At 67.6% G+C, this 19,012-nt stretch carries 15 protein-coding genes and 2 pseudogenes; 7 read left to right on the top strand and 10 right to left on the bottom strand.

The window, feature by feature from the left end:
• Nucleotides 1-4: 4 nt before the first annotated feature.
• Nucleotides 5-643 (top strand): LpqN/LpqT family lipoprotein, encoded by a 639-nt coding sequence (locus A5624_RS23440; protein WP_066872000.1) that lies wholly within the window; start codon nucleotides 5-7, stop codon nucleotides 641-643.
• Nucleotide 644: 1 nt separating this feature from the next.
• Here the strand turns inward: A5624_RS23440 and A5624_RS29605 are convergent, their stop codons facing one another.
• The 3 genes and pseudogenes from A5624_RS29605 to A5624_RS29615 form a co-directional block, all read right to left on the bottom strand.
• A complete protein-coding gene (locus tag A5624_RS29605; protein WP_369827517.1) occupies nucleotides 645-2,405 on the bottom strand; it encodes a LuxR C-terminal-related transcriptional regulator in 1,761 nt (586 codons plus the stop codon).
• A 163-nt stretch (nucleotides 2,406-2,568) separates the two neighbouring features.
• Nucleotides 2,569-2,622: pseudogene (locus A5624_RS29610) on the bottom strand (hypothetical protein); the annotation flags it as partial.
• A gap of 875 nt (nucleotides 2,623-3,497) precedes the next feature.
• Nucleotides 3,498-4,172 (bottom strand): annotated as a pseudogene (locus tag A5624_RS29615) (adenylate/guanylate cyclase domain-containing protein); the annotation flags it as partial.
• On the opposite strand from A5624_RS29615, the gene A5624_RS23450 reads away from it, so the two are divergent.
• The 4 genes from A5624_RS23450 to pth all read left to right on the top strand — a co-directional run bounded on the left by A5624_RS23450 (nucleotide 4,114) and on the right by pth (nucleotide 7,617).
• Entirely contained in the window at nucleotides 4,114-5,358 is a 1,245-nt protein-coding gene (locus tag A5624_RS23450) for a cytochrome P450 (RefSeq protein WP_066871793.1), read from the top strand. The pseudogene A5624_RS29615 and the gene A5624_RS23450 overlap by 59 nt on opposite strands.
• Entirely contained in the window at nucleotides 5,355-6,224 is an 870-nt protein-coding gene (locus A5624_RS23455) for an oxidoreductase (protein WP_066871798.1), read from the top strand. Before A5624_RS23450 ends, A5624_RS23455 begins: the two co-directional genes overlap by 4 nt.
• Before the next feature lie 136 nt (nucleotides 6,225-6,360).
• Nucleotides 6,361-7,029 (top strand): 50S ribosomal protein L25/general stress protein Ctc, encoded by a 669-nt coding sequence (locus A5624_RS23460; RefSeq protein ID WP_066871800.1) that lies wholly within the window; start codon nucleotides 6,361-6,363, stop codon nucleotides 7,027-7,029.
• A 12-nt stretch (nucleotides 7,030-7,041) separates the two neighbouring features.
• Nucleotides 7,042-7,617 (top strand): aminoacyl-tRNA hydrolase, encoded by a 576-nt coding sequence (gene pth / locus A5624_RS23465; RefSeq protein ID WP_066871803.1) that lies wholly within the window; start codon nucleotides 7,042-7,044, stop codon nucleotides 7,615-7,617.
• Between the two features lie 74 nt (nucleotides 7,618-7,691).
• Here the strand turns inward: pth and A5624_RS23470 are convergent, their stop codons facing one another.
• The 5 genes from A5624_RS23470 to A5624_RS23490 all read right to left on the bottom strand — a co-directional run bounded on the left by A5624_RS23470 (nucleotide 7,692) and on the right by A5624_RS23490 (nucleotide 13,731).
• Nucleotides 7,692-9,326 (bottom strand): fatty acyl-AMP ligase, encoded by a 1,635-nt coding sequence (locus A5624_RS23470; RefSeq protein ID WP_066871806.1) that lies wholly within the window; start codon nucleotides 9,324-9,326, stop codon nucleotides 7,692-7,694.
• Nucleotides 9,327-9,663: 337 nt separating this feature from the next.
• Nucleotides 9,664-10,620, bottom strand: a complete 957-nt coding sequence (locus A5624_RS23475) for a 4-(cytidine 5'-diphospho)-2-C-methyl-D-erythritol kinase (protein ID WP_197505110.1) — start codon at nucleotides 10,618-10,620, stop codon at nucleotides 9,664-9,666.
• A gap of 65 nt (nucleotides 10,621-10,685) precedes the next feature.
• Complete coding sequence (rsmA, locus tag A5624_RS23480; RefSeq protein ID WP_066871812.1) at nucleotides 10,686-11,639, bottom strand: 16S rRNA (adenine(1518)-N(6)/adenine(1519)-N(6))-dimethyltransferase RsmA; 954 nt, start codon at nucleotides 11,637-11,639, stop codon at nucleotides 10,686-10,688.
• Nucleotides 11,603-12,730: a resuscitation-promoting factor gene (locus A5624_RS23485; protein ID WP_197519021.1), complete on the bottom strand. Its 1,128-nt coding sequence runs from the start codon at nucleotides 12,728-12,730 to the stop codon at nucleotides 11,603-11,605. The genes rsmA and A5624_RS23485 overlap by 37 nt, the downstream gene beginning before the upstream one ends.
• Before the next feature lie 158 nt (nucleotides 12,731-12,888).
• Entirely contained in the window at nucleotides 12,889-13,731 is an 843-nt protein-coding gene (locus A5624_RS23490; RefSeq protein WP_066871818.1) for a TatD family hydrolase, read from the bottom strand.
• Between the two features lie 32 nt (nucleotides 13,732-13,763).
• On the opposite strand from A5624_RS23490, the gene metG reads away from it, so the two are divergent.
• Both metG and A5624_RS23500 read left to right on the top strand, forming a co-directional pair.
• Entirely contained in the window at nucleotides 13,764-15,308 is a 1,545-nt protein-coding gene (gene metG, locus A5624_RS23495) for a methionine--tRNA ligase (protein ID WP_066871821.1), read from the top strand.
• Nucleotides 15,309-15,496: 188 nt separating this feature from the next.
• A complete protein-coding gene (locus A5624_RS23500; protein ID WP_051445841.1) occupies nucleotides 15,497-15,859 on the top strand; it encodes a PAS domain S-box protein in 363 nt (120 codons plus the stop codon).
• A gap of 12 nt (nucleotides 15,860-15,871) precedes the next feature.
• Here the strand turns inward: A5624_RS23500 and A5624_RS23505 are convergent, their stop codons facing one another.
• Together A5624_RS23505 and A5624_RS23510 are read right to left on the bottom strand one after the other, a co-directional pair.
• Nucleotides 15,872-16,918 (bottom strand): polysaccharide deacetylase family protein, encoded by a 1,047-nt coding sequence (locus A5624_RS23505; RefSeq protein ID WP_066872003.1) that lies wholly within the window; start codon nucleotides 16,916-16,918, stop codon nucleotides 15,872-15,874.
• Nucleotides 16,919-16,940: 22 nt separating this feature from the next.
• Nucleotides 16,941-18,947, bottom strand: a complete 2,007-nt coding sequence (locus tag A5624_RS23510; RefSeq protein ID WP_066871823.1) for a hypothetical protein — start codon at nucleotides 18,945-18,947, stop codon at nucleotides 16,941-16,943.
• Nucleotides 18,948-19,012 lie beyond the last annotated feature (65 nt).

Raw genomic sequence — 19,012 nt, forward strand, 5'->3', positions numbered from 1 at the left:
GCGCATGGCCGCTGCCGCGATGATTGCGGCGGCTTTCTCGTCCGGCGGCTGTGCACCGAAACCGACTGACTACCAATCGATCCTGTCGACGACGTCGACGGCGACGACGACCAAGCCGGCCGAGAAGCCGGTTCCGTTGTCGCAGTATCTGCAGGGCATCGGGGTGACCGGGGAACCGGTGGCACCGGGTTCGCTGCCCGACCTGACGGTGTCGATACCGACACCGCCGGGCTGGTCGCCGTTCACCAGCCCGAACATCAGCCCACAAACGCTGATCATCTCCCAAGGCGGCAAATTTCCGACGGCGCGCCTGGTGGTGTTCAAGCTCAACGGCGAGTTCGACCCGGCCCAGGTGATCAAGCACGGCAACGACGACGCGCAACTGTTCCCGAACTTCAAGCAGCTGGACGCCTCCGGCAAGCCCTACAACGGCTTTCCCTCCTCGATGATCCAGGGCAGCTACGACCTCGAGGGTGGCATGCGGCTGCACAGCTGGAACCGCATCGTCATCGCGACCGGATCGCCACCCGCCCACCAGCGGTACCTGGTGCAGCTGACCATCACCGGCTTCGCCGATCAGGCCGCCGCGCAGTCAACCGACATCAACACGATCATCAACGGATTCGTGGTCGCGGCAAAGTGATTCAAGCGCGGCGACCGGCTTCTTGAACGAGCTGGACCCGGGACGTCAGGCCGAGCTTGGCGTAGACGTGCGTCAGGTGGGTCTGCACGGTGCGCGGTGAGATGAACAGCCGGGCCCCGATCTCCTTGTTGCCCAAGCCTTCCTGCACCAGGCGCACCACATCGGTTTCCATCGGAGTCAGGGAGTCCCAGCCGGTGGCCGGGCGCCTCCGCTCGCCGCGGCCACGTTGGGCGTAGGCGATCGCTTCCTCGGTGGATAAAGCGGCCCCCTCGGCCCAGGCGGCGTCAAAGTCTGTCTGTTCCAGTGCTTCCCGGATCTTCGCCACGGTGGACGCGTACTCTGTCTCATACATCGGGAAGCGAGGGTGGTCCATCCGCTGCCGTATGGTCTCCGCTGCGCCCAACAGACGCGCCGCGTGCTGGTGACTGCCGTTGGCGGCGGCCAAGCGGGCAAGACATTCCAAGGCGTCGTCAACATGCAAATATCCGCGGGTGCCGTCGGCGATCGTGAGAGCCTCGTGAGCGTCACGCTCGGCCTGCCCCGGGTCACCTTGGGCCATCGCAATGTAGGCGCGTACTACCAGCGCCGGCACTCGTTGCCAGCCCGGTGTCAGTGCAATGTTCTCGTCGGCCCAGCGGCGCGCTGTGGGCACATCACCGCTTGCTAAGGCCGCCTGGGCGAGCGGGGCGGTGGATCTGGTGAACACTTCCCGCAGCGGATTGCTGTGCTCCCATGCCATCTCGCAGAACCGCATTGCCGAAGACCCATCACCGGAGGCCAACGCGGCGTCAGCCAGGACCGCGTACACCGAGTCTTCGGAAACTCCACCCAGCACCTCTGCGGCTACCCCCGCGGATTGCCCCGCTGCGTGTGCGGCCGGCCCGTGCCCTTGGCGGGCCAGTACCACGCCATGCACCAGGCATCCATAAGCATTCATCAACACATCCCCGGCCTCCGCGGCCTCTATAGCCAAGCAACGTGCGATTTCGGCCGCTTCGGCAAGGTTTCCCTGCATCATCAGCGCTACGACGAGCCAGGTTCGGCAGTTCCGTGAGTAGAACCGATCGCCGAGCGCATCGGCGAGGTCGCGTCCTTCCTCGGCGGCCGCACGTGCTGCGGTCGGTTCACCGGACATGGCGCCAACCGTCGCCTGGTGGCTCAAGATTTGGCATAGAGTCCACCGGTCTCCAGCCGCGCGGACCAGTTCGGTTGCTTCGGCGAAGTAGCGCTGGACCACATCGGGCGTGTAGACGGCGCTCATCCCGCATGTGATGAGGGCGCGGGTGATCAATGCCGGGTCGTTGAGCTGACGAGCGACGCCCAATGCGTCCTGTGCAGCACTCAATTCCGTTGGAAGGCCCAACCAAGCAGCGAGGAACTGCCGCTCGATCACCGCACCTGCCCGCACGGCAGGTGTGATAGGCAAGGGCCCTTCGTCAGTCAAGACAGCGTCCAAACCCGCCAGTGCTTCACCGACGCGGCCGGCCCGCAACCACAGTGGTTGCAGCGAAAGGATCAGCCGCATCGCTGTTTCGATGTCCGAGTTCTCTCGGCTCCAGCCGTAAGCGGTTCGTAGATTCTCGATTTCCCGTTGCGCCCAACGTAATAGCGGATCGACACCGGCCAGCCCCTGAGTCCCGAATGCGATAGCCCTGGTGGTGTAGTAGTCGCGGTGGCGGGTGCGCACCTGGTCGGCCTCGCCGGACTCGCCGAGTTTTTCTTGCGCGTACTGGCGTACGGTTTCCAGCAAGCGGTATCGCATGCCGGTGCCGGTGTCGTCGGCGACTACCAAAGATTTGTCGACCAAGAGGCTCAGCTGGTCCAGCAATTGATACCGCTCCACCTCGCCGTCGGCGCCGACGGATTGGGCGGCATCGAGGTCGAAGCCACCGGCGAACACCGCCAGCCTTCGAAACAGCACCTTCTCAGGCTCGGTGAGCAGCGCATGCGACCAATCCACCGACGCTCGCAGCGTCTGCTGGCGGCGCACCGCGGTGCGTGCACCTCCGGTCAGCAGCCGAAACCGGTCATGCAGGCTGTCCAAGATCTGGTCAGGCGACAGCGCGCGAACCCGTGCCGCGGCAAGCTCGATCGCCAGTGGCATGCCATCCAAGCGGGCGCAGATTTCGGTCACCTGCGCGGTGTTGTCCTTGTCCACAACGAACCCGGGGCGCGCCCGACGGGCACGGTCGGTGAACAGCTCGATCGCTTCGTCGTTGAGAGACAGTGAAGGGACCCGCCACGTCAGTTCGCCGGCCACTCCGAGCGGTTCCCGGCTGGTCGTCAGAATCGCCAGATGTGGGCATGCCGCAAGTAACTCGACGACCATCGCCACGCATGCGTCGAGCAGATGCTCACAGTTGTCCAGCACCAGCAACATCCGTTTGTCGCCGAAGAACCGTAAGAGCAGGTCCATCGTGGAGCGGCCAGGCTGATCGGGCAGCCCTAAGGTGCGGGCGACTGTCAATGGCGCCACAGCAGAATTGGTGATGGGGGCCAGGTCGACGTACCAGATCCCATCGGAAAATTCGCCGTTAAGTGCAGCGGCGACTTCCACGGAAAGCCTGGTCTTGCCCGCGCCGCCCGCGCCGGTCAAGGTGACCAGCCGGTTGCCGCCAACCAGTTGCTCCAACTCCCTCATTTGCTCTTGGCGCCCAATAAAATTGGTTAGCTGTGCCGGAAGGTTGTGCGACGCAACCACAGTGCGCACCCGAAGCGGCGGGAAGTCATTGCGCAGATCCGGGTGGCACACTTGGACAACACGCTCCGGACGCGGTACATCGCGCAACGGGTAGCTACCCAGGTCGGCGAGCCACACGCCGTCGGGCAGCCGGTCCACCACCATCGATTCGGTCGCGCCCGACAACACGGTCTGCCCTCCGTGCGCGAGATCGCGCAACCGCGCGGTGCGATTGATCGTCGGGCCCGCGTAGTTGGCGTCGTCGCGCAATTGGATTTCACCGGTGTGTATGCCGATGCGTACCCGGATGGGCGCCAACGGGGCGCGCTGCAACTCCAGCGCACACGCCACCGCATCCGATGCCCGGGCAAAGGCGGCCACAAAGCTATCGCCCTCACCCTGTTCGAGCGGGCGCACCCCGTCATGCGCCGCGACCGACTCGTTCACGATTTTGTTCAGCTGAGCCAGCGCGTCGGTCATTTGTGTGGGTTGCGTTTCCCACAGCCGCGTCGAGCCCTCGACATCGGCCAGCAGCAATGTCACCGTTCCGGTCGGCAGCAACTCGACCACGCCCAAATCGTCCCAGGTTAGCGGCGTTATCTCCGCGTGTTGGCTCATGTTAGCCAGGATTGCGCCCTCGACGGGGCAAAACATCGGCCAATGCGCGCAGATCCACCACGGGCGGGCATCCGGATCTACGACCCCCGGGCGCGCAGATATGCGCGCCGCGGCGGATGGTCTTCGCCGCGCCGGGCCGGATAGTCGACTCAACCCGACCGAGGAGACCCCGATGACAATCGCCCAAACGACCACCCGCCCGAACGTTTTCGACGCCGGCCTGCCCGTCATCGCCTACGACCACCTCACCGACCCCGACGACGCGCACCGCATCATCGACGCCGCCCGCGAGCTGTCGCCGATCGCCATCGGCCCGCACGGGCCGGAAGTGCTCAGCTACGAACTGGTTCGAACCGTGTTGCGCGACAGCAGATTCGTCACCGCGCGCGGCCTCGGGCTCGACCTGCAGGGCGTCACCTCCGGCCCGCTGTGGGACCGGGCGATCAGCAATATCCTCGGGCTCGACGGCGAGGCGCATCACCGGCTGCGCCGGCTGGTGTCGAAGGCGTTCGCACCCCGGGGCGCCGAGCGGCTGCGCACCCTGGTCCGCGAGATCATCACCGGCCTGGTCGAGCCGCTCACGGCCGCGGGCCACTGCGACGTCGTCTCCGACATCGCCCGCCGCTACCCCACGCCGGTCATCTGCGCGCTGCTGGGCGCACCGCCCGAGGACTGGCACTTGTTCAGCGACTGGACCGATGACATCAAGAAGATCTTCGACTGGAACGTCGCCGAGGACGGCCCGGCGATCCTGGCTGCGTGGGATCAGCTCGACGCCTATCTCGAGGAGCTGATCGCCCGGCGACGCGCATCGCTGTCCGACGACCTGATCTCCGAGCTCATCCGCACCGAAGACGACGGTGACCGGCTGACCCACGACGAGCTACTCATGCTGTGCGCGACGCTGCTCGGCGCCGGTACCGACACCACGCGCAACCAGCTGGCCGCCGCGGTGCAGACGCTGGCCGCTCACCCCGACCAGTGGGAGTTGCTGGCCCGGCGCCCCGAGCTTGCCGCCAACGCGGTCCATGAGCTGATGCGTTACTCCCCAATCATTTTCGGCACCATTCGGCAGACGGCCGAAGACGTCGAGCTGGCCGGAGTCTGCATTCCGGCCGGCACTCTGGTGCTGGCCAACACCGCCGCGGCCAACCGCGACGCGAGCGTGTACGACCGGCCCGAGCGCGTCGACATCACCCGCGAGGACCCTCCGGCGATGCTCACCTTCGGCGGCGGTGTGCACTACTGCCTCGGCGCGCACCTCGCGCGCCTGGAACTGACCGAGGCGCTGCGGGTGATCACCCGCCGCATGCCCAACCCCCGCCGCACCGGCCCGGCCCCATGGAAGGCCATCAGCGGAATCACCGGGCCCATGACCCTGCCGCTGGAGTTCGATGTCGCTACTGTTCAGTCATGACTGGCTGGACCGCCGCAGATCTCCCGTCGTTCGCCGAACGGACCGTCATCATCACCGGCGCCAACAGCGGGCTGGGCTTCGTGACCGCCCGCGAGCTGGCGCGACGAGGGGCCACGATCATCATGGCCGTGCGCAACATCCGCAAGGGCGAGACCGCCGCCCGACAGATGGCCGGCCAGGTCGAGGTGCGTGAGCTCGACCTGCAGGAACTGTCGTCGGTGCACCGGTTCGCCGACGGGGTGAGCCAGGCCGACGTGCTGATCAACAACGCCGGCATCATGGCCGCCCCCTTCGCGCTGACGGTCGACGGCTTCGAGACCCAGATCGGCACCAATCACCTCGGCCATTTCGCGCTGACCAACCTGCTGCTGCCCAAGCTCACGGATCGGGTGGTCACGGTGTCGTCGATGGCGCACTGGCCGGGAAGCATCAACCTCGACGACCTGAATTGGCAGCACCGGCGGTACTCGCCGTGGCTGGCCTACAGCCAGTCCAAGCTCGCCAACCTGCTGTTCACCAGCGAGCTGCAGCGCCGCCTGACCGCCGCCGGCTCCCCACTGCGCGCGATCGCCGCCCACCCCGGCTACTCGCACACCAACCTGCAGGGCGCCTCCGGGCGCAAACTCGGTGACACGCTGATGTCGGCCGTCACCCGGGTGGTCGCCACCAACGCCGACTTCGGCGCCCGCCAAACGCTGTACGCGGCGTCCCAGGATCTGCCCGGGGACACCTTCGTGGGTCCCCGCTTCGGCCAGATGGGGCGCACCCAACCGGTTGCGCGCAGCCGCCGCGCCCGGGACACCGCCACCGCCGCGGCGCTGTGGTCGCTGTCCGAGCAGCTCACCAAGACCAAATTTCCCCTCTGAGGTGCGGATGCGCTAACCTGGCCGGGCGTCACGGCGAGGGTGGCTGGCTGACCAGCACCGTTATCGACGGAGACCGACGAATCGTCGCGACCCCGGCCGTGCCCCGACACACAGGCGAGCACACAGGAGCGACACGATGGCCAAGCAAGCACTCAACCAGTTGAAGGTCGCCGTTCGCGGCGAGACCGGCAAGGGCGCGTCCCGGCGAGCCCGCCGCGACGGCAAGATCCCGGCCGTCCTCTACGGCCACGGCACCGACCCGCAGCACCTGGAGCTGCCCGGCCACGACTTCGCCGCGGTGCTGCGCCACGCCGGCACCAACGCCGTGCTGACCCTCGACATCGAGGGCTCCGAGCAGCTGGCCCTGACCAAGTCGCTCGACATCCACCCCATCCGCCGCACCATTCAGCACGCCGACCTGCTGGTCGTGCGTCGCGGCGAGAAGGTCGTCGTCGAGGTCACCGTTGTGGTGGAGGGCGAGGCCGTGCCCGGCACGCTGGTGACCCAGGAAGCCAGCGCCATCGAGATCGAGGCCGAGGCCCTGTCGATTCCCGAGCAGCTGGCGGTGTCGGTCGAGGGCGCCGAGCCCGGCACCCAGTTCACGGCCGGACAGATCACCCTGCCCAGCGGCGTCAACCTGATCTCCGACCCCGAGACCCTGGTGGTCAACGTGGTCACCGCGCCGACGGCAGAGGAGCTCGAAGCCGAGGGCGCGGGCGAGGTCACCGAGGAAGCCGCGGCCGCCGAGGGCGAAGCAGAGGCCGAGGCCGGCGACGACGAGGCCGCCGAAGCCGAGTCCGAGTAGGCGGATCACAACGTGGCCGAGCCGTTGCTGGTGGTCGGCCTGGGCAATCCCGGAGACAACTACGCCCGGACCCGGCACAACGTCGGGTTCATGGTCGCCGACCTGCTCGCGGCCCGGATGGGTTCGAAGTTCAAGGCGCACAAGCGGTCCGGCGCCGAGATCGTCAGCGGCCGGCTCGCCGGGCGCCCGGTGGTGGTGGCCAAGCCGCGCTGCTACATGAACGAATCCGGCCGTCAGGTCGGCCCGTTGGCGAAGTTCTACTCGGTGACACCGGGCGACCTCATCGTCATCCACGACGACCTCGACTTGGACTTTGGGCGCATTCGGCTCAAGATCGGCGGCGGCGAAGGCGGCCACAACGGTCTGCGCTCGGTCGCTAACGCCTTGGGCAGCAAGGATTTTCAGCGGGTCCGCATCGGTATCGGCCGCCCGCCGGGACGCAAGGACCCGGCGGCGTTCGTGTTGGAGGCCTTCAGCGCCGCCGAGCGCGCCGAGGTGCCCACCATCTGCGAGCAGGCCGCCGATGCCACCGAGTTGCTGATCGACGTGGGGCTAGAGCCCGCGCAGAACCAGGTTCACGCCTGGTAGCCCGGCGACCGCGAGCAGACGCGAAAGCACCCGACACGCCGCAGCTTTGCGTGCTTTTGTGTCTGCTCGCCGGGCTAGGTGACCAGGCTGACGGAGGTCGACCGGCGCAGCTTGCCCGACGGCGTCTTCGGAATGGTGCCCGGCCCGAGCACCACGACGTTGCGCGGCCGCACGTCGACCTCGGCCACCACCTCCCGGGCGACCTGGTGCTCGATGCGACGCACCTCGGCCTGGTCCTGGAAGGCGTTGGACTCCACCGCCACGGCGAACGTCTCGCGGGAGTGGCCGGCGTCCAGCCGCACCGCAACGGCGCAGCCGGGCCGCACGCCCTCGACGCGGCAGGCGGCGCGCTCGATGTCGGTGGGATAGATGTTGCGGCCCGCCATGATGATGACGTCCTTGACGCGGCCGCAGACCACGACGTGGCCCTCCTCGGTCAGGTAGCCCAAATCACCGGTGTCATACCAGCCGTTCTCGTCCTGGGCCGAGATGAAACCGCCCATGGTTAGGTAGCCGGGCGTCAGCGACTCGCCGCGCAGCTCGATGACGCCCACGCCGCGGGCGGGCATCACGTCGCCGTTCTCGTCGATGATGCGCGCCTCGAGGTCTTGCAACAGCGGCCCGAGCGTGGCCAGCCGGCGGGTGTTGCCCTTGGTGGCCGGGACGGCGCGGCGCAGCGCGGCCAGCAGGTCGGCGTCGACCTCGTCGACGACCAGACCGGCGTTGCACTCCGAAAACGACACGGCCAGCGTGGTTTCGGCCATGCCGTAGGCGGGCAGGATCGCCGAGGGCCGCAGGCCGAACGGCGCGCCGGCATCCAGCAGGTCCTCGACGTCGGCGGGTTCGACGGGCTCGGCGCCGGACAGCGCGAACCGCAGTGTGGACAGGTCGAAGTCGCCGGGCTTGGCGTTGCGGCGCAACCGCTTGGCCAGCAGCGCGTAGGCGAAGTTGGGCGCCGCGGTCATGGTGCCCTTGTACTTGTCGATGAGCTTGGCCCACAGCAGCGTGTCGCGCAGGAAGTCCATCGGGGTGACCTTGACCAGCTCGGCGCCGAAGTACATGGGGATGGTCAGGAAGCCGACCATGCCCATGTCGTGGAAGCAGGGCAGCCAGCTGACCATGACGTCCTTGGTGACGTCGTACTGGGCGCCGATGAACATCGCCTCGGCGTTGGAGTAGATGTTGCGGTGGGTGATCTGCACCGCCTTGGGGGATCCGGTGGACCCCGACGTCAGCTGCATCAGCGCGAGCGCGTCCTCGCCGACCTCGACGGGGTCGATCGGCTCCGCGGCGAGCAGGTCAGCGACGGTGACGACCTGGATTCCCTTCTCCTGCAGCACCGGAATGGCCACCAGGAAGGGCTCCGAGACGACGACGGCCTTCGCCTCGATCATGCCGATGACGTTCATGGTGTCCTCGGCCCACACGGCCAAGTCCGTGCGCGGCGTGGGCTGGTGCAGCATGGTCAGGCTGGCCCCGCGCATCCACAGGCCCTGCGCCGTCGGCGCGATCTCCACCGGATAACCGGCGAGCACGCCGACCGCGTCGCCGGGCCCGATGCCGGCGGCGGCCAGGCCGCCGGCGATGCGGCGCGCGCGCTCGTGGACCTCGCCCCAGGTGTGGCGGACCGGTTCGTGGGGTTCACCGGTGACCATGCCCGTCGTCGCGGACCGGGCATTGCGGTACATCTTCTCGGTAAACCTGCTCACAGAGTCCTCCTCGGTTCCAGCCCTCGTCCCAACGCCCGGAATCTCATGTTCCGCCCGGTGGCCAACACTTCGCCGCAAGCACGTAAACACGGTTGGGCGGCGGTTAGGTCTCGGATCGATGATGCGTCCACACCCGCCATGACGAGGCGGCGGTCGCCGGCCCGATGAGCGCGAAACGGGCCCGGGAAAACTCGGCGGGGCCCATGAATTAATCGTCCGCCGGAGCGCCCGGCGGACGATGCAATTAAGTGATCTTGCTCAACGGATCCCGTCACCGCGGATCATCTTAAACTCCTCTTAGGGACGCGCCAAACCAATGCGCAAAATGGGAAAAGATTCACACTTCGGTGGGCGCGGGAACCACGCGCGCGCCGGCCACCGGCCCGCTGGCCACCCGCACCGTGCGGCACACGCCCGCCCCGGACACCTCGGTGCCGACGTCGACCGCCGCGGCCGCCGACGCGCACAGGAAGGCGCACGTCGGGCCCGACCCGGACACGATGCCTGCCAGCGCCCCGGCCGCCACCCCCGCGCGCAACGTCCGGCGCAGCCCCGGGTTCAGGCTCACGGCCGCCGCCTGCATCTCATTGCCCAGCAGCGGGGCCAACCGCTCGGCATCGCCGGCGGCCAGGGCGGCCAGCACCGGCCCGGGCGCGGGCAGCCGCGGCGGATCGCCCGCCTCGCGGAGCCGGTCCAATTCGGTGAACACCGCCGGCGTCAGCAGCTCTCCGTCGGCGAACGCCAGTACCCAATGAAAGGTGTTGCGGGACAACACCGTCGCCAACTCCTCGCCGCGACCGGTGCCCAACGCGGTGCCGCCGTGCAGCGCGAACGGCACATCGCTGCCTAACCGCGCGGCCAGCATGCGCAGGTCGCGGCGGGGCACGTTGAGTTCCCACAGCGAGTTCATCGCGACCAGCACGGCCGCCGCGTCGGCGCTGCCCCCGGCCATGCCGCCGGCCACCGGAATGGATTTGTCGATCATGATCGACACGTCCGGCGCCCGGCCGACGTGTTCGGCCATCAGCTCGGCGGCCTGCCAGGCGAGGTTGCGTTCGTCGGTGGGCAGCTTCTCGGCGCCCTCGCCGACGATGTCGAGCGACAGCACGTCGGCGTTGCGGACCGTCACCTCGTCGAGCAGCGACACGGCCTGAAAAATCGTGTTCAGGTCGTGGTAGCCGTCCTCGCGGCGGTCACCGACCGCCAAGTAGAGGTTGACTTTTCCGGGCACCCGAACGGTGACCGACCCGGTGGGCACCCACTGCGCGGCGGTATTGCCGTCAGACATTCTCAGCCACCGCAGCAGACTATCGCTGCTCGGAGCCAACCACACGCAACGGCGCCTTCGGCGGCTTACCGTCAGCCGGCCGAGGCGCCCTGTTCGGCGATGCGGGGAGTCGCCTCGGGCGTGGCGTGGGATCGATCCGCGGAGCGCTGCAGCAACCGCACGAAGTCGTCGATCGACAGCGTCTCGCCGCGGCGCGCCGGGTCGATGCTGGCCGCCAGCAACCGATCCGCCGATTCGTTGCCCGAGCCGGCCCAGTCCACGAACGCGTTGCGGCACGTCTTGCGGCGCTGCCCGAACGCGATGTCGATCAGTGCGAAGACCTGGCGCCGGAAGCCCTCGTCGGTGGGCCATGGCGAGGTCGCGTACCGGTCGATGCGTACCAGCCCGGAGTAGACCCGCGGGATCGGCCAGAAGACCGTCGGCGACACCATGCCGCAACGACGAACCTGGCCAAAAAAGCGCACCTTGACGCTGGGCACGCCGTACTCCTTGCCGCCGGGCTCGGCGGCCAGCCGCTCGGCGACCTCGGCCTGCACCATCACCGTCATGGTGCGAATGGACGGGAACTCGGCGAGCAGGTGCAACAGCGCCGGGACGGCGACGTTGTACGGCAGGTTCGCGACCACGGCGGTCGGCCCAGTGGCCACCTCGTCGCGGCGGAGGGTCAGGACGTCGCGGTTGATCACCGTCAGACGCTGGCTCTCGCTGTTGGAATGCTCGGCGACGGTCTGGGGCAGCCGTTCGGCCAGCACCGGGTCGATCTCGACGGCCGTCACGGCGGCGCCACGGTCGAGCAGGGCCAGGGTCAGCGACCCCAGACCCGGCCCGACTTCCAGGACGTGATCAGCCCGGCTGAGCCCGGAGGTCGAGACTATCCGGCGCACCGTGTTGGCGTCGTGGACGAAATTCTGGCCCAGCGATTTCCGTGGCCGAAATTCGAGTTCTTTGGCCAACCGCCTGATCTCGGTGCGCCCGAGTAGCCGGATGGTCAGCGCGCACCAGCTCTTCCGCTGCACACTGGCCACGCACCCCAACCCTGGCGCTCACGGGTCACCTCGGCGACGGTGATCTGCTCCTCGCGGGTGGCGAGGTCGGCGCGGGCGGCGAACCGCAACCCGCCGTTTCGCTCCCACGTGCCCTGGTCGAATTGCACACCGCCGTAGTACCCGTTTCCGGTGTTGATAGCCCAGTTTCCGCCGGCTTCGCAACCCGCGATCGCGTCCCAGATGGAGCCGTCGCTGACCGGAGGCACCTCGGTGCCGGGCTTGGTGCCGATGCGGACCACCGAGTCGCGGGCGGGCGTGATCACCGTGTTGGCGATCGGCAGCCGGCCGGTCTCGACGCCGTTGACCGTGGCCACCGAGAAGGTGACGTCCTGCGTGCCCGGGCTGCCTGGATCCTCGACGACCTGGCGGCTCATGTTCAGGCCCGGATCTTCGATGCGACGGGCGTTGGGGGGCAGCGGGATCCGCTCGGTCACCTGCTGGATCCGGTTACGCGTCACCTGAACTTCCATGCCGTCGACGATGGGCGCCGACGCGGCCGGCACCACCTGGTCGCTGTCGAGCAGCGGCGCGCCGGCGGCGCTCAGCAGGCCGGCGACGTTCGGTGCCGCCAGGTGCACCGTGCGGATCGCACCCGCGTCGTTGATGCGGACGGTCTTGGCACTGACGACGGGCAGCGCCATCCCGGCCAGCGGAACGCGGCTGCCGCGGTTGGCCGCGGCCGGGGCGGTGTCGGTCATCGCCAGCTGGGCCAGCGCCTCGTCGACGGTGGAAGCGGTGGTCCACACCTGCTTGGTGTCATGGCCGTCCAGCGAGATCTGCAGGGGGCGGCTGCGCCGCAGCACGATCTTGCTGGCGTCGTGCACCGTGACATCACCGGCGGGGTACAGGTCGTCACGCTCGTCGATGGCGAAACCGTTCTCTTCGACGACGTCGATGACCCGGGACTTCATGGTGGTGACCTTCATGGCCACCCCGTCGACGGTCAGCGTGACCGTCTTGCACACCGATACCGCGTATCCGCCCGCGAGTGCCAGGACTACCAGCAGCCCTCCGACCACGAGCCGCAACATCGGCGAAGGATTCTGATGAAGTTTTGTCAATACACTCAACGCGCGTTACCCAACCCTCAACAACCCACTCATTCGGCAGCAAGTCACAAATTAAGGGCCCGTAGGCCCAACCGTTCGATCACAAGACGGTAACGAACCGGTCAAGGTTGGGCAACTCCGACGCGGCGAATTTAAACCAAATCGCCTGGTCGTTTACCTCACACTGTGACCAATCCGTACACCCGTTGAGCATTATTCGTCGTTATCTCGGCCAGCTCTTCCGGGTGGCGATCCACCAGCTCGGCGATCGCCCGAACAGTATAAGGAAGGCAATACGGTTCATTCGCCGTCCCCCGATAGGGATGGGGTGTCAAGAATGGCGCATCGGTCTCCACCAACAGCTGTTCAGGCGGTATCAGCGGAACGGCTTCGCGCAGCGCGTGCGCGTTGCGGAAACTCGCGGTGCCCGACAGGCTCAGCAGCCACCCGGCGTCCACGCAGCGGCGGGCCATGGCCGCATCCGAGGAAAAGCAGTGGAAGATCACGGCGTCCGGGGCGCCCTCGGCCGCCAGCACGTCGAGCACGTCGGAGTCGGCGTCCCGGTTGTGGATCATCAGCGGTTTGCCGCAGCGCTTCGCCAGGTCGATGTGCCAGGCGAAGGCCTCCCGCTGCACGGCCGGCTCCGCGCAACCGTCCAGCCGCCCCGGCCAGTAGAGGTCCAGGCCGGTCTCGCCGACGGCCACCACCCGGGGATGGGCCACCAGTCGCTCGATCTGGGCGCGCGCGGCGTCGTCGAGCGCGCCGGCCCGGGTGGGGTGCAACGCCACCGCGGCATAGACCCGTGGGTCCCACTCGGCCGCGCGCGTGACCCAGCGCGCCGAGTCCAGGTCGTCGGCGATCGTGACGACCGCGCCAACCCCGACCGCCGCGGCGCGGTCCACGATGGCCCGCACCCCCTCGGCGTCGGCGGCGCCACACGCGTCCAGGTGCGTGTGCGCATCGACGAGCGGGCGCAACGGCTCGGGGGCCGGGGGCGGCTGACGTTTGGAGCTCACGCGCACACAATATGGGCCCCCAAATAAGGTTGAGGGCGATGAGGCCCTATTACGTCACCACCGCGATCACCTACCCCAACGGCGATCCGCACATCGGGCACGCGTACGAGTACATCGCGACCGACGCGATCGCCCGGTTCAAGCGGCTCGACGGGTTCGATGTGCGGTTCCTGACCGGCACCGACGAGCACGGCCTCAAGATGGTCGAAACGGCGGCGGCCGAGGGCATCCCGACGGCCGAGCTGGCCCGGCGCAACTCCGATGTGTTCCAGCGGCTGCAGGAACGGTTGAACATCTCCTTCGACCGGTTCATCCGCACCACCGATCCCGACCACCACGAGGCGTCCAAGGAGCTCTGGCGCCGGATGTCGGCCGCCGGTGACATCTACCTGGACACCTACTCCGGGTGGTATTCGGTGCGCGACGAACGGTTCTTCGTCGAATCGGAGACCGAGCTCCTCGACGACGGGACCCGGCTGGCCACCGAGACGGGCACCCCGGTGACGTGGACCGAGGAGCAGACGTACTTCTTCCGGCTCTCGGCCTACACCGACAAGCTGCTGGCCCACTACGAGGCGAACCCGGATTTCATCCGACCCGACGTGCGGCGCAACGAGGTGGTCAGCTTCGTCTCGGGCGGGCTGCGCGACCTGTCCATCTCGCGCACCTCATTCGACTGGGGCGTGCAGGTGCCCGAGCACCCCGACCACGTGATGTACGTCTGGGTCGACGCGCTGACCAACTACCTGACCGGGGTCGGCTACCCGGACACCGAATCGGAACGGTTCCGGCGCTATTGGCCGGCCGACTTGCACATGATCGGCAAGGACATCATCCGGTTCCACACCGTGTACTGGCCGGCTTTTCTGATGTCGGCCGGAATCGAGCTGCCGCGAAGGGTTTTCGCGCACGGGTTCCTGCTCAACCGCGGCGAGAAGATGAGCAAGTCGGTGGGCAACGTGGTCGACCCGATCAACCTGATCGACACGCTCGGCGTCGACCAGGTGCGCTATTTCCTGCTGCGCGAGGTTCCGTTCGGCCAGGACGGCAGCTTCAACGAGGACGCCATCGTCACGCGGATCAACTCCGACCTGGCCAACGAGCTCGGCAACCTGGCGCAGCGGTCTTTGTCGATGATCGCCAAGAACCTCGACGGGGTCGTTCCCGAACCCGGCGAGCTGATCGCCGCCGACACCGAATTGCTCGCGACGGCCGACGGTTTGTTGGAACGCGTCCGGGCCAATTTCGACGCGCAGGCGATGCACCTGGCCCTGGAAGCGATCTGGCTGATGCTCGGCGAGGCCAACAGGTACTTCTCGGCGCAGCAACCCTGGGTGTTGCGCAAGAGCGAGTCCGAGGCCGATCAGGCGCGGTTCCGCACCGTCTTGTACGTCACCTGCGAGGCGGTGCGCATCGCCGCGCTGCTGGTGCAGCCCGTCATGCCCGACTCGGCCGGCAAGCTGCTGGATCTGCTCGGGCAGGCGCAAGACCAACGAGCGTTTGCCGCGATCGGCACGCGCCTGGCGCCCGGCACGGCGCTGCCCGCTCCGACCGGGGTGTTTCCCCGCTACCAGGTCGAGTGAGCGGACCGCTCAACGCCGCGTGACCAGCGGTCGAAGACCCGGACAATTCGGTTGAAGAGCAAGCGAGTTCGGCGCCACGGCCAATTCATCGGGAACGCTTTGGACAAATGTGTCCAACATAACTTCTGGCATAGACCATAATCTTCGGTGTGGAACGACGCCAGAACAGGCAACAGAGCCAATCGCCGATGACGACCTTGAAGGAGCTGCCCGCACTGGTTGTGCTGGAGCGGATCCCGGTTCCGGTGCTGGCGATCGGAGACGACGGCAGTATCTTGTTCGCCAACACCGCATTTGCCGACATGATGGGTTACGAGCCGGAAGAGACCCTGTCGCTGCGATTCGAACAGATCTTCCATCAGGCCCCCGCCTCGGATTCGCTGTTGGCGACGGTGCACGCGCTGGCGAACATGGTCGTCGAACTGGCGCACAAGGACGGCTCGGTGGTGCGCGCGATGATGAGCAAGTCCGCCGTACGACGGGTGGACGATCAGTTCGCCCTCGCGGCGTTCCAGGATCTGACCGAACAGCTCTGGGAAGAGGCGCGCTAGCGCCGCTGACCCTTAGCGGCGGCCGGCCGCGCCGGGCTTGTGCCGCCGCCGCGGCAGGCCGCCGCAGACCGTGAGCCGGAAATGGTCGAACGTGGCGTTGCCGCCGACCGCCAGCCGCGGCAAAGCCAGCGGGTCGCAGCCGCGATCGGCGAATCCCGGTGTGGTGGACAGCGCCCAGCGCACCCCGCGGCGGCGCAAGACATCCTTGGCCCGGTCATCGAAATCCTGCGGCCGGCCATTAGGGTAGGCGAAAACCCTTGGCGTTGAGCCGGTCTCACGTTCGATCGCTACACAGGAATCGGTGATCTCCCGTTCGACCTTGTCGTCGCCACACCGGGCAAGGATGGGGTGGGTCACCGTGTGCGGATACAGCCTCACCAGCGGGTCACCGGCCATGTCCCGCACCTGCTCCCAGGTGAGCATCCGGAACGGGCCGGCGTCCCCGTCGTCGCGGTACCCGAGCGCGGCCAGGACCTCATCCAGCACGGCGACGCGTTCGGTGTCGCCGAGGTTCTTCAGCGCCTCCACCGCCGCCGCGTAGACCCGGCCGCGCCTGGCGTCGCCGTCGAGCGAACGCGTCCCCAATTTCAGTGCGGCCAAGTCGACTTCGGCCACCGCGGTGCGGGCGATCGCCAGCCACAGCCGGTCGGGCCACAATGTTTCGCCGGTGCCGATCGGACCCGTCGCCAGGAACACCGACGCGGGCAGGTTCAACTCGCGCAGCACCGGCAGAGCGTGGGTCGCGAGGTTGCCGGTGCCGTCGTCGAACGTGATCGCCACCGCGAGTGGCGGCAGCGTCCCGTCGGCAAGGGCCGCCAGGGCCTCCTCGAGCGCGAGGACGTTGAAGTGCTTGCGCAGGTACTCCAATTGGCGGCGGTACATCGCCATCCCGCCGACATGCCAGCAGGGCGGCGACAGCGGCGCGTCTTCCACGCCGTGGAACATCACGATGGCGAGCGCGTCGCGATGTCGTCGCCGGGTGAGTGCCGGGACACCGGCGGCGCACAGCGCTGCGGCTGCGATGCTCCTGACGGCGGGGCGGATCTCGATGTCCCTGATTCGCGCCATCGACGGTCAAACGCTATCGGCGCCGCCATGATTCGCGCCTGACCCGCCACAGGATCACCCCGGCGCCGACGATGGCCACCGCCACCCAGCCCGCGCCGAACCAGTACAGCCAGTCGAGGTTGGAATGGCTCGCCGATCCCCCGGCCGAGGCGCCGGCGGCCAGCGGCGGGTGGTCGACGGTCACCGGGTCTTGCCCGGGCACCGACACCACCGCGACACCCTTGAGCCGCTGCCAGTGTTTGTTGTTGTCGCTCTTGAGCCACCTGATCAGCTCGTCGAGCTGCCCGGGCGCGCCGTTGGACGTCGCGATCAGCAGCGACCGCCCGTGGTTGAAAACCGTTTGCAGAGAAGCGAACCGCAGCACCGGGTCCAGTGTGAGCTTGGCCGGCTTGTCACCGGGGCCGACGGCGCTGACGGTGATCGGGCCGCTAGGCCCCGCGGCCACCGGCAGCGCCACCTCGGACTGGTTCCACCCGTCGGCGGAAATCAGCAGTGCGGGATCGGAGGAGTCGATCGCCTGTTTGATACCGGTGACAGTGGTGTCGATCGGTATCGAGCTGATTCGCTGCAGGCCCACCACAATGTCGAGCGCGCGCACGGTGTCGACGAACGAGTGCTCGGCGATGCCGACCTGGACGCGGGGCATCAGGGTTTGGGGCATCGACTGAAAACCGTCGGGCACCGGCGGCGCGGCGGGGCTGCTCTCAACCGTGCTGTCGCCGTTGATGTTCAGGGTGAGCAGTTGATTTCCCGGTCCGGCGGTGTAGAAGTCGCCGCAGTGTCCGACATTGCTCGCCACGTCGAGTACCAACTCGAGGTTGGTGTAGCGCTGCAGCAGCCGGTCGGGCACGTCGATCCAGCGGTCGATGGTGCCGTGGCCGTCGGTGGGCCAGTGGTCGATGGTTTCCGGGCCGATCGTCACCGCGATCTGGCCGACGCCGTTGTTCGACGTCGGGGTGTAGGACCCCTGCAGATGCACCCGCACCGAGTGGATGGATCGGCCAAACCTGGTCTGGTCCACTCCGATCGACACCCGCGGTTGCAGTGAGGTCGAGTTGGCGAAGGGCTGTCCGAGCTCGCGCAGCGAGGCGGTATTGCCGGGCAGTTGCACCTTGGGCTTCGGCGAATCCAGCGTGGCCTTGGCCGACAGGGCCAGCTCCGACACGTCGCTGAACAACGCGGCCGTGTCCGAGTCGTCGGTTCGGTTCAACGGCCCCGACATCAACAGCCACGGCACACCGGAGGAGCCTTGCAGCGAAAGCCCGTTGTCCGGGCCCTCTTTGACGACGATCTGGCGCTCCAGCGATTGCGGCGGGGCCGGGGGCGCGGCCTGGCCTTCCTGCAGGGGGATTACCGCGATGTCGGGAACCTGCTTGCCGTAGTGCGCGGCGGCGGAGGCGGCGAGCTGAATTGCCGTGTCGGACTCCGCCGTCGAGGGCGACTGCGGCAGATAGATGCTCAGCTTCCGCAGCACCGGCGGCAGGAAATGGGCCACGGTGGTCGGCGGCAATTCGGCCCCGGTGTAGGTGACGGTTCCGTTGGTCAGCCGCAGGGGGCTTTCCTGATACAGGCAGTATCCGTCCACCGGAACCAGGTATGCGTGCACGGTGACCGTCAGCCAATTGTCGTTGACTTCCGCGCCCGCCAACGGGATCGCGATCGGTGTCTGGTCGGCGGTGGGCAGGTTCAGCCTGGCAAGGGTGCGCTCCCCCTGCGTCACGGTGATCATCCCCGACCGCAGATTGATCGGCAGCTCGACCGTCGTATTCAAAGCGGCCGGCGTCAGGCCGTGCAGCACCGGCACGGTCAGCTGCTGGCTGCTCGTCAGCCCCCAGAATTCCAGGGTGGAGGCGGACCCGACGTCGAGCAGCGACAGGGTCGTCGTCGAGTCCGTCGACGGGGCCGGGTCGGCCGGCGCAGCCCATGATGCCGGAGCGCTCATCAGCAAGAATCCGACGACACCGGCCAGCGCAATTACTCGACCGAGAGATTTCCGGTATATCACCGGAACAGTATGCATTGTTGAAAGCGCTTCAACCCCAATAACGGAATCGCCGTCGTGGCGACCGCGAAAAGGTATCTCGC

Origin of the sequence: Mycobacterium sp. 1482292.6, from assembly GCF_001672995.1 — a bacterium.
In the GTDB taxonomy this organism is placed as follows: domain Bacteria; phylum Actinomycetota; class Actinomycetes; order Mycobacteriales; family Mycobacteriaceae; genus Mycobacterium; species Mycobacterium europaeum_A.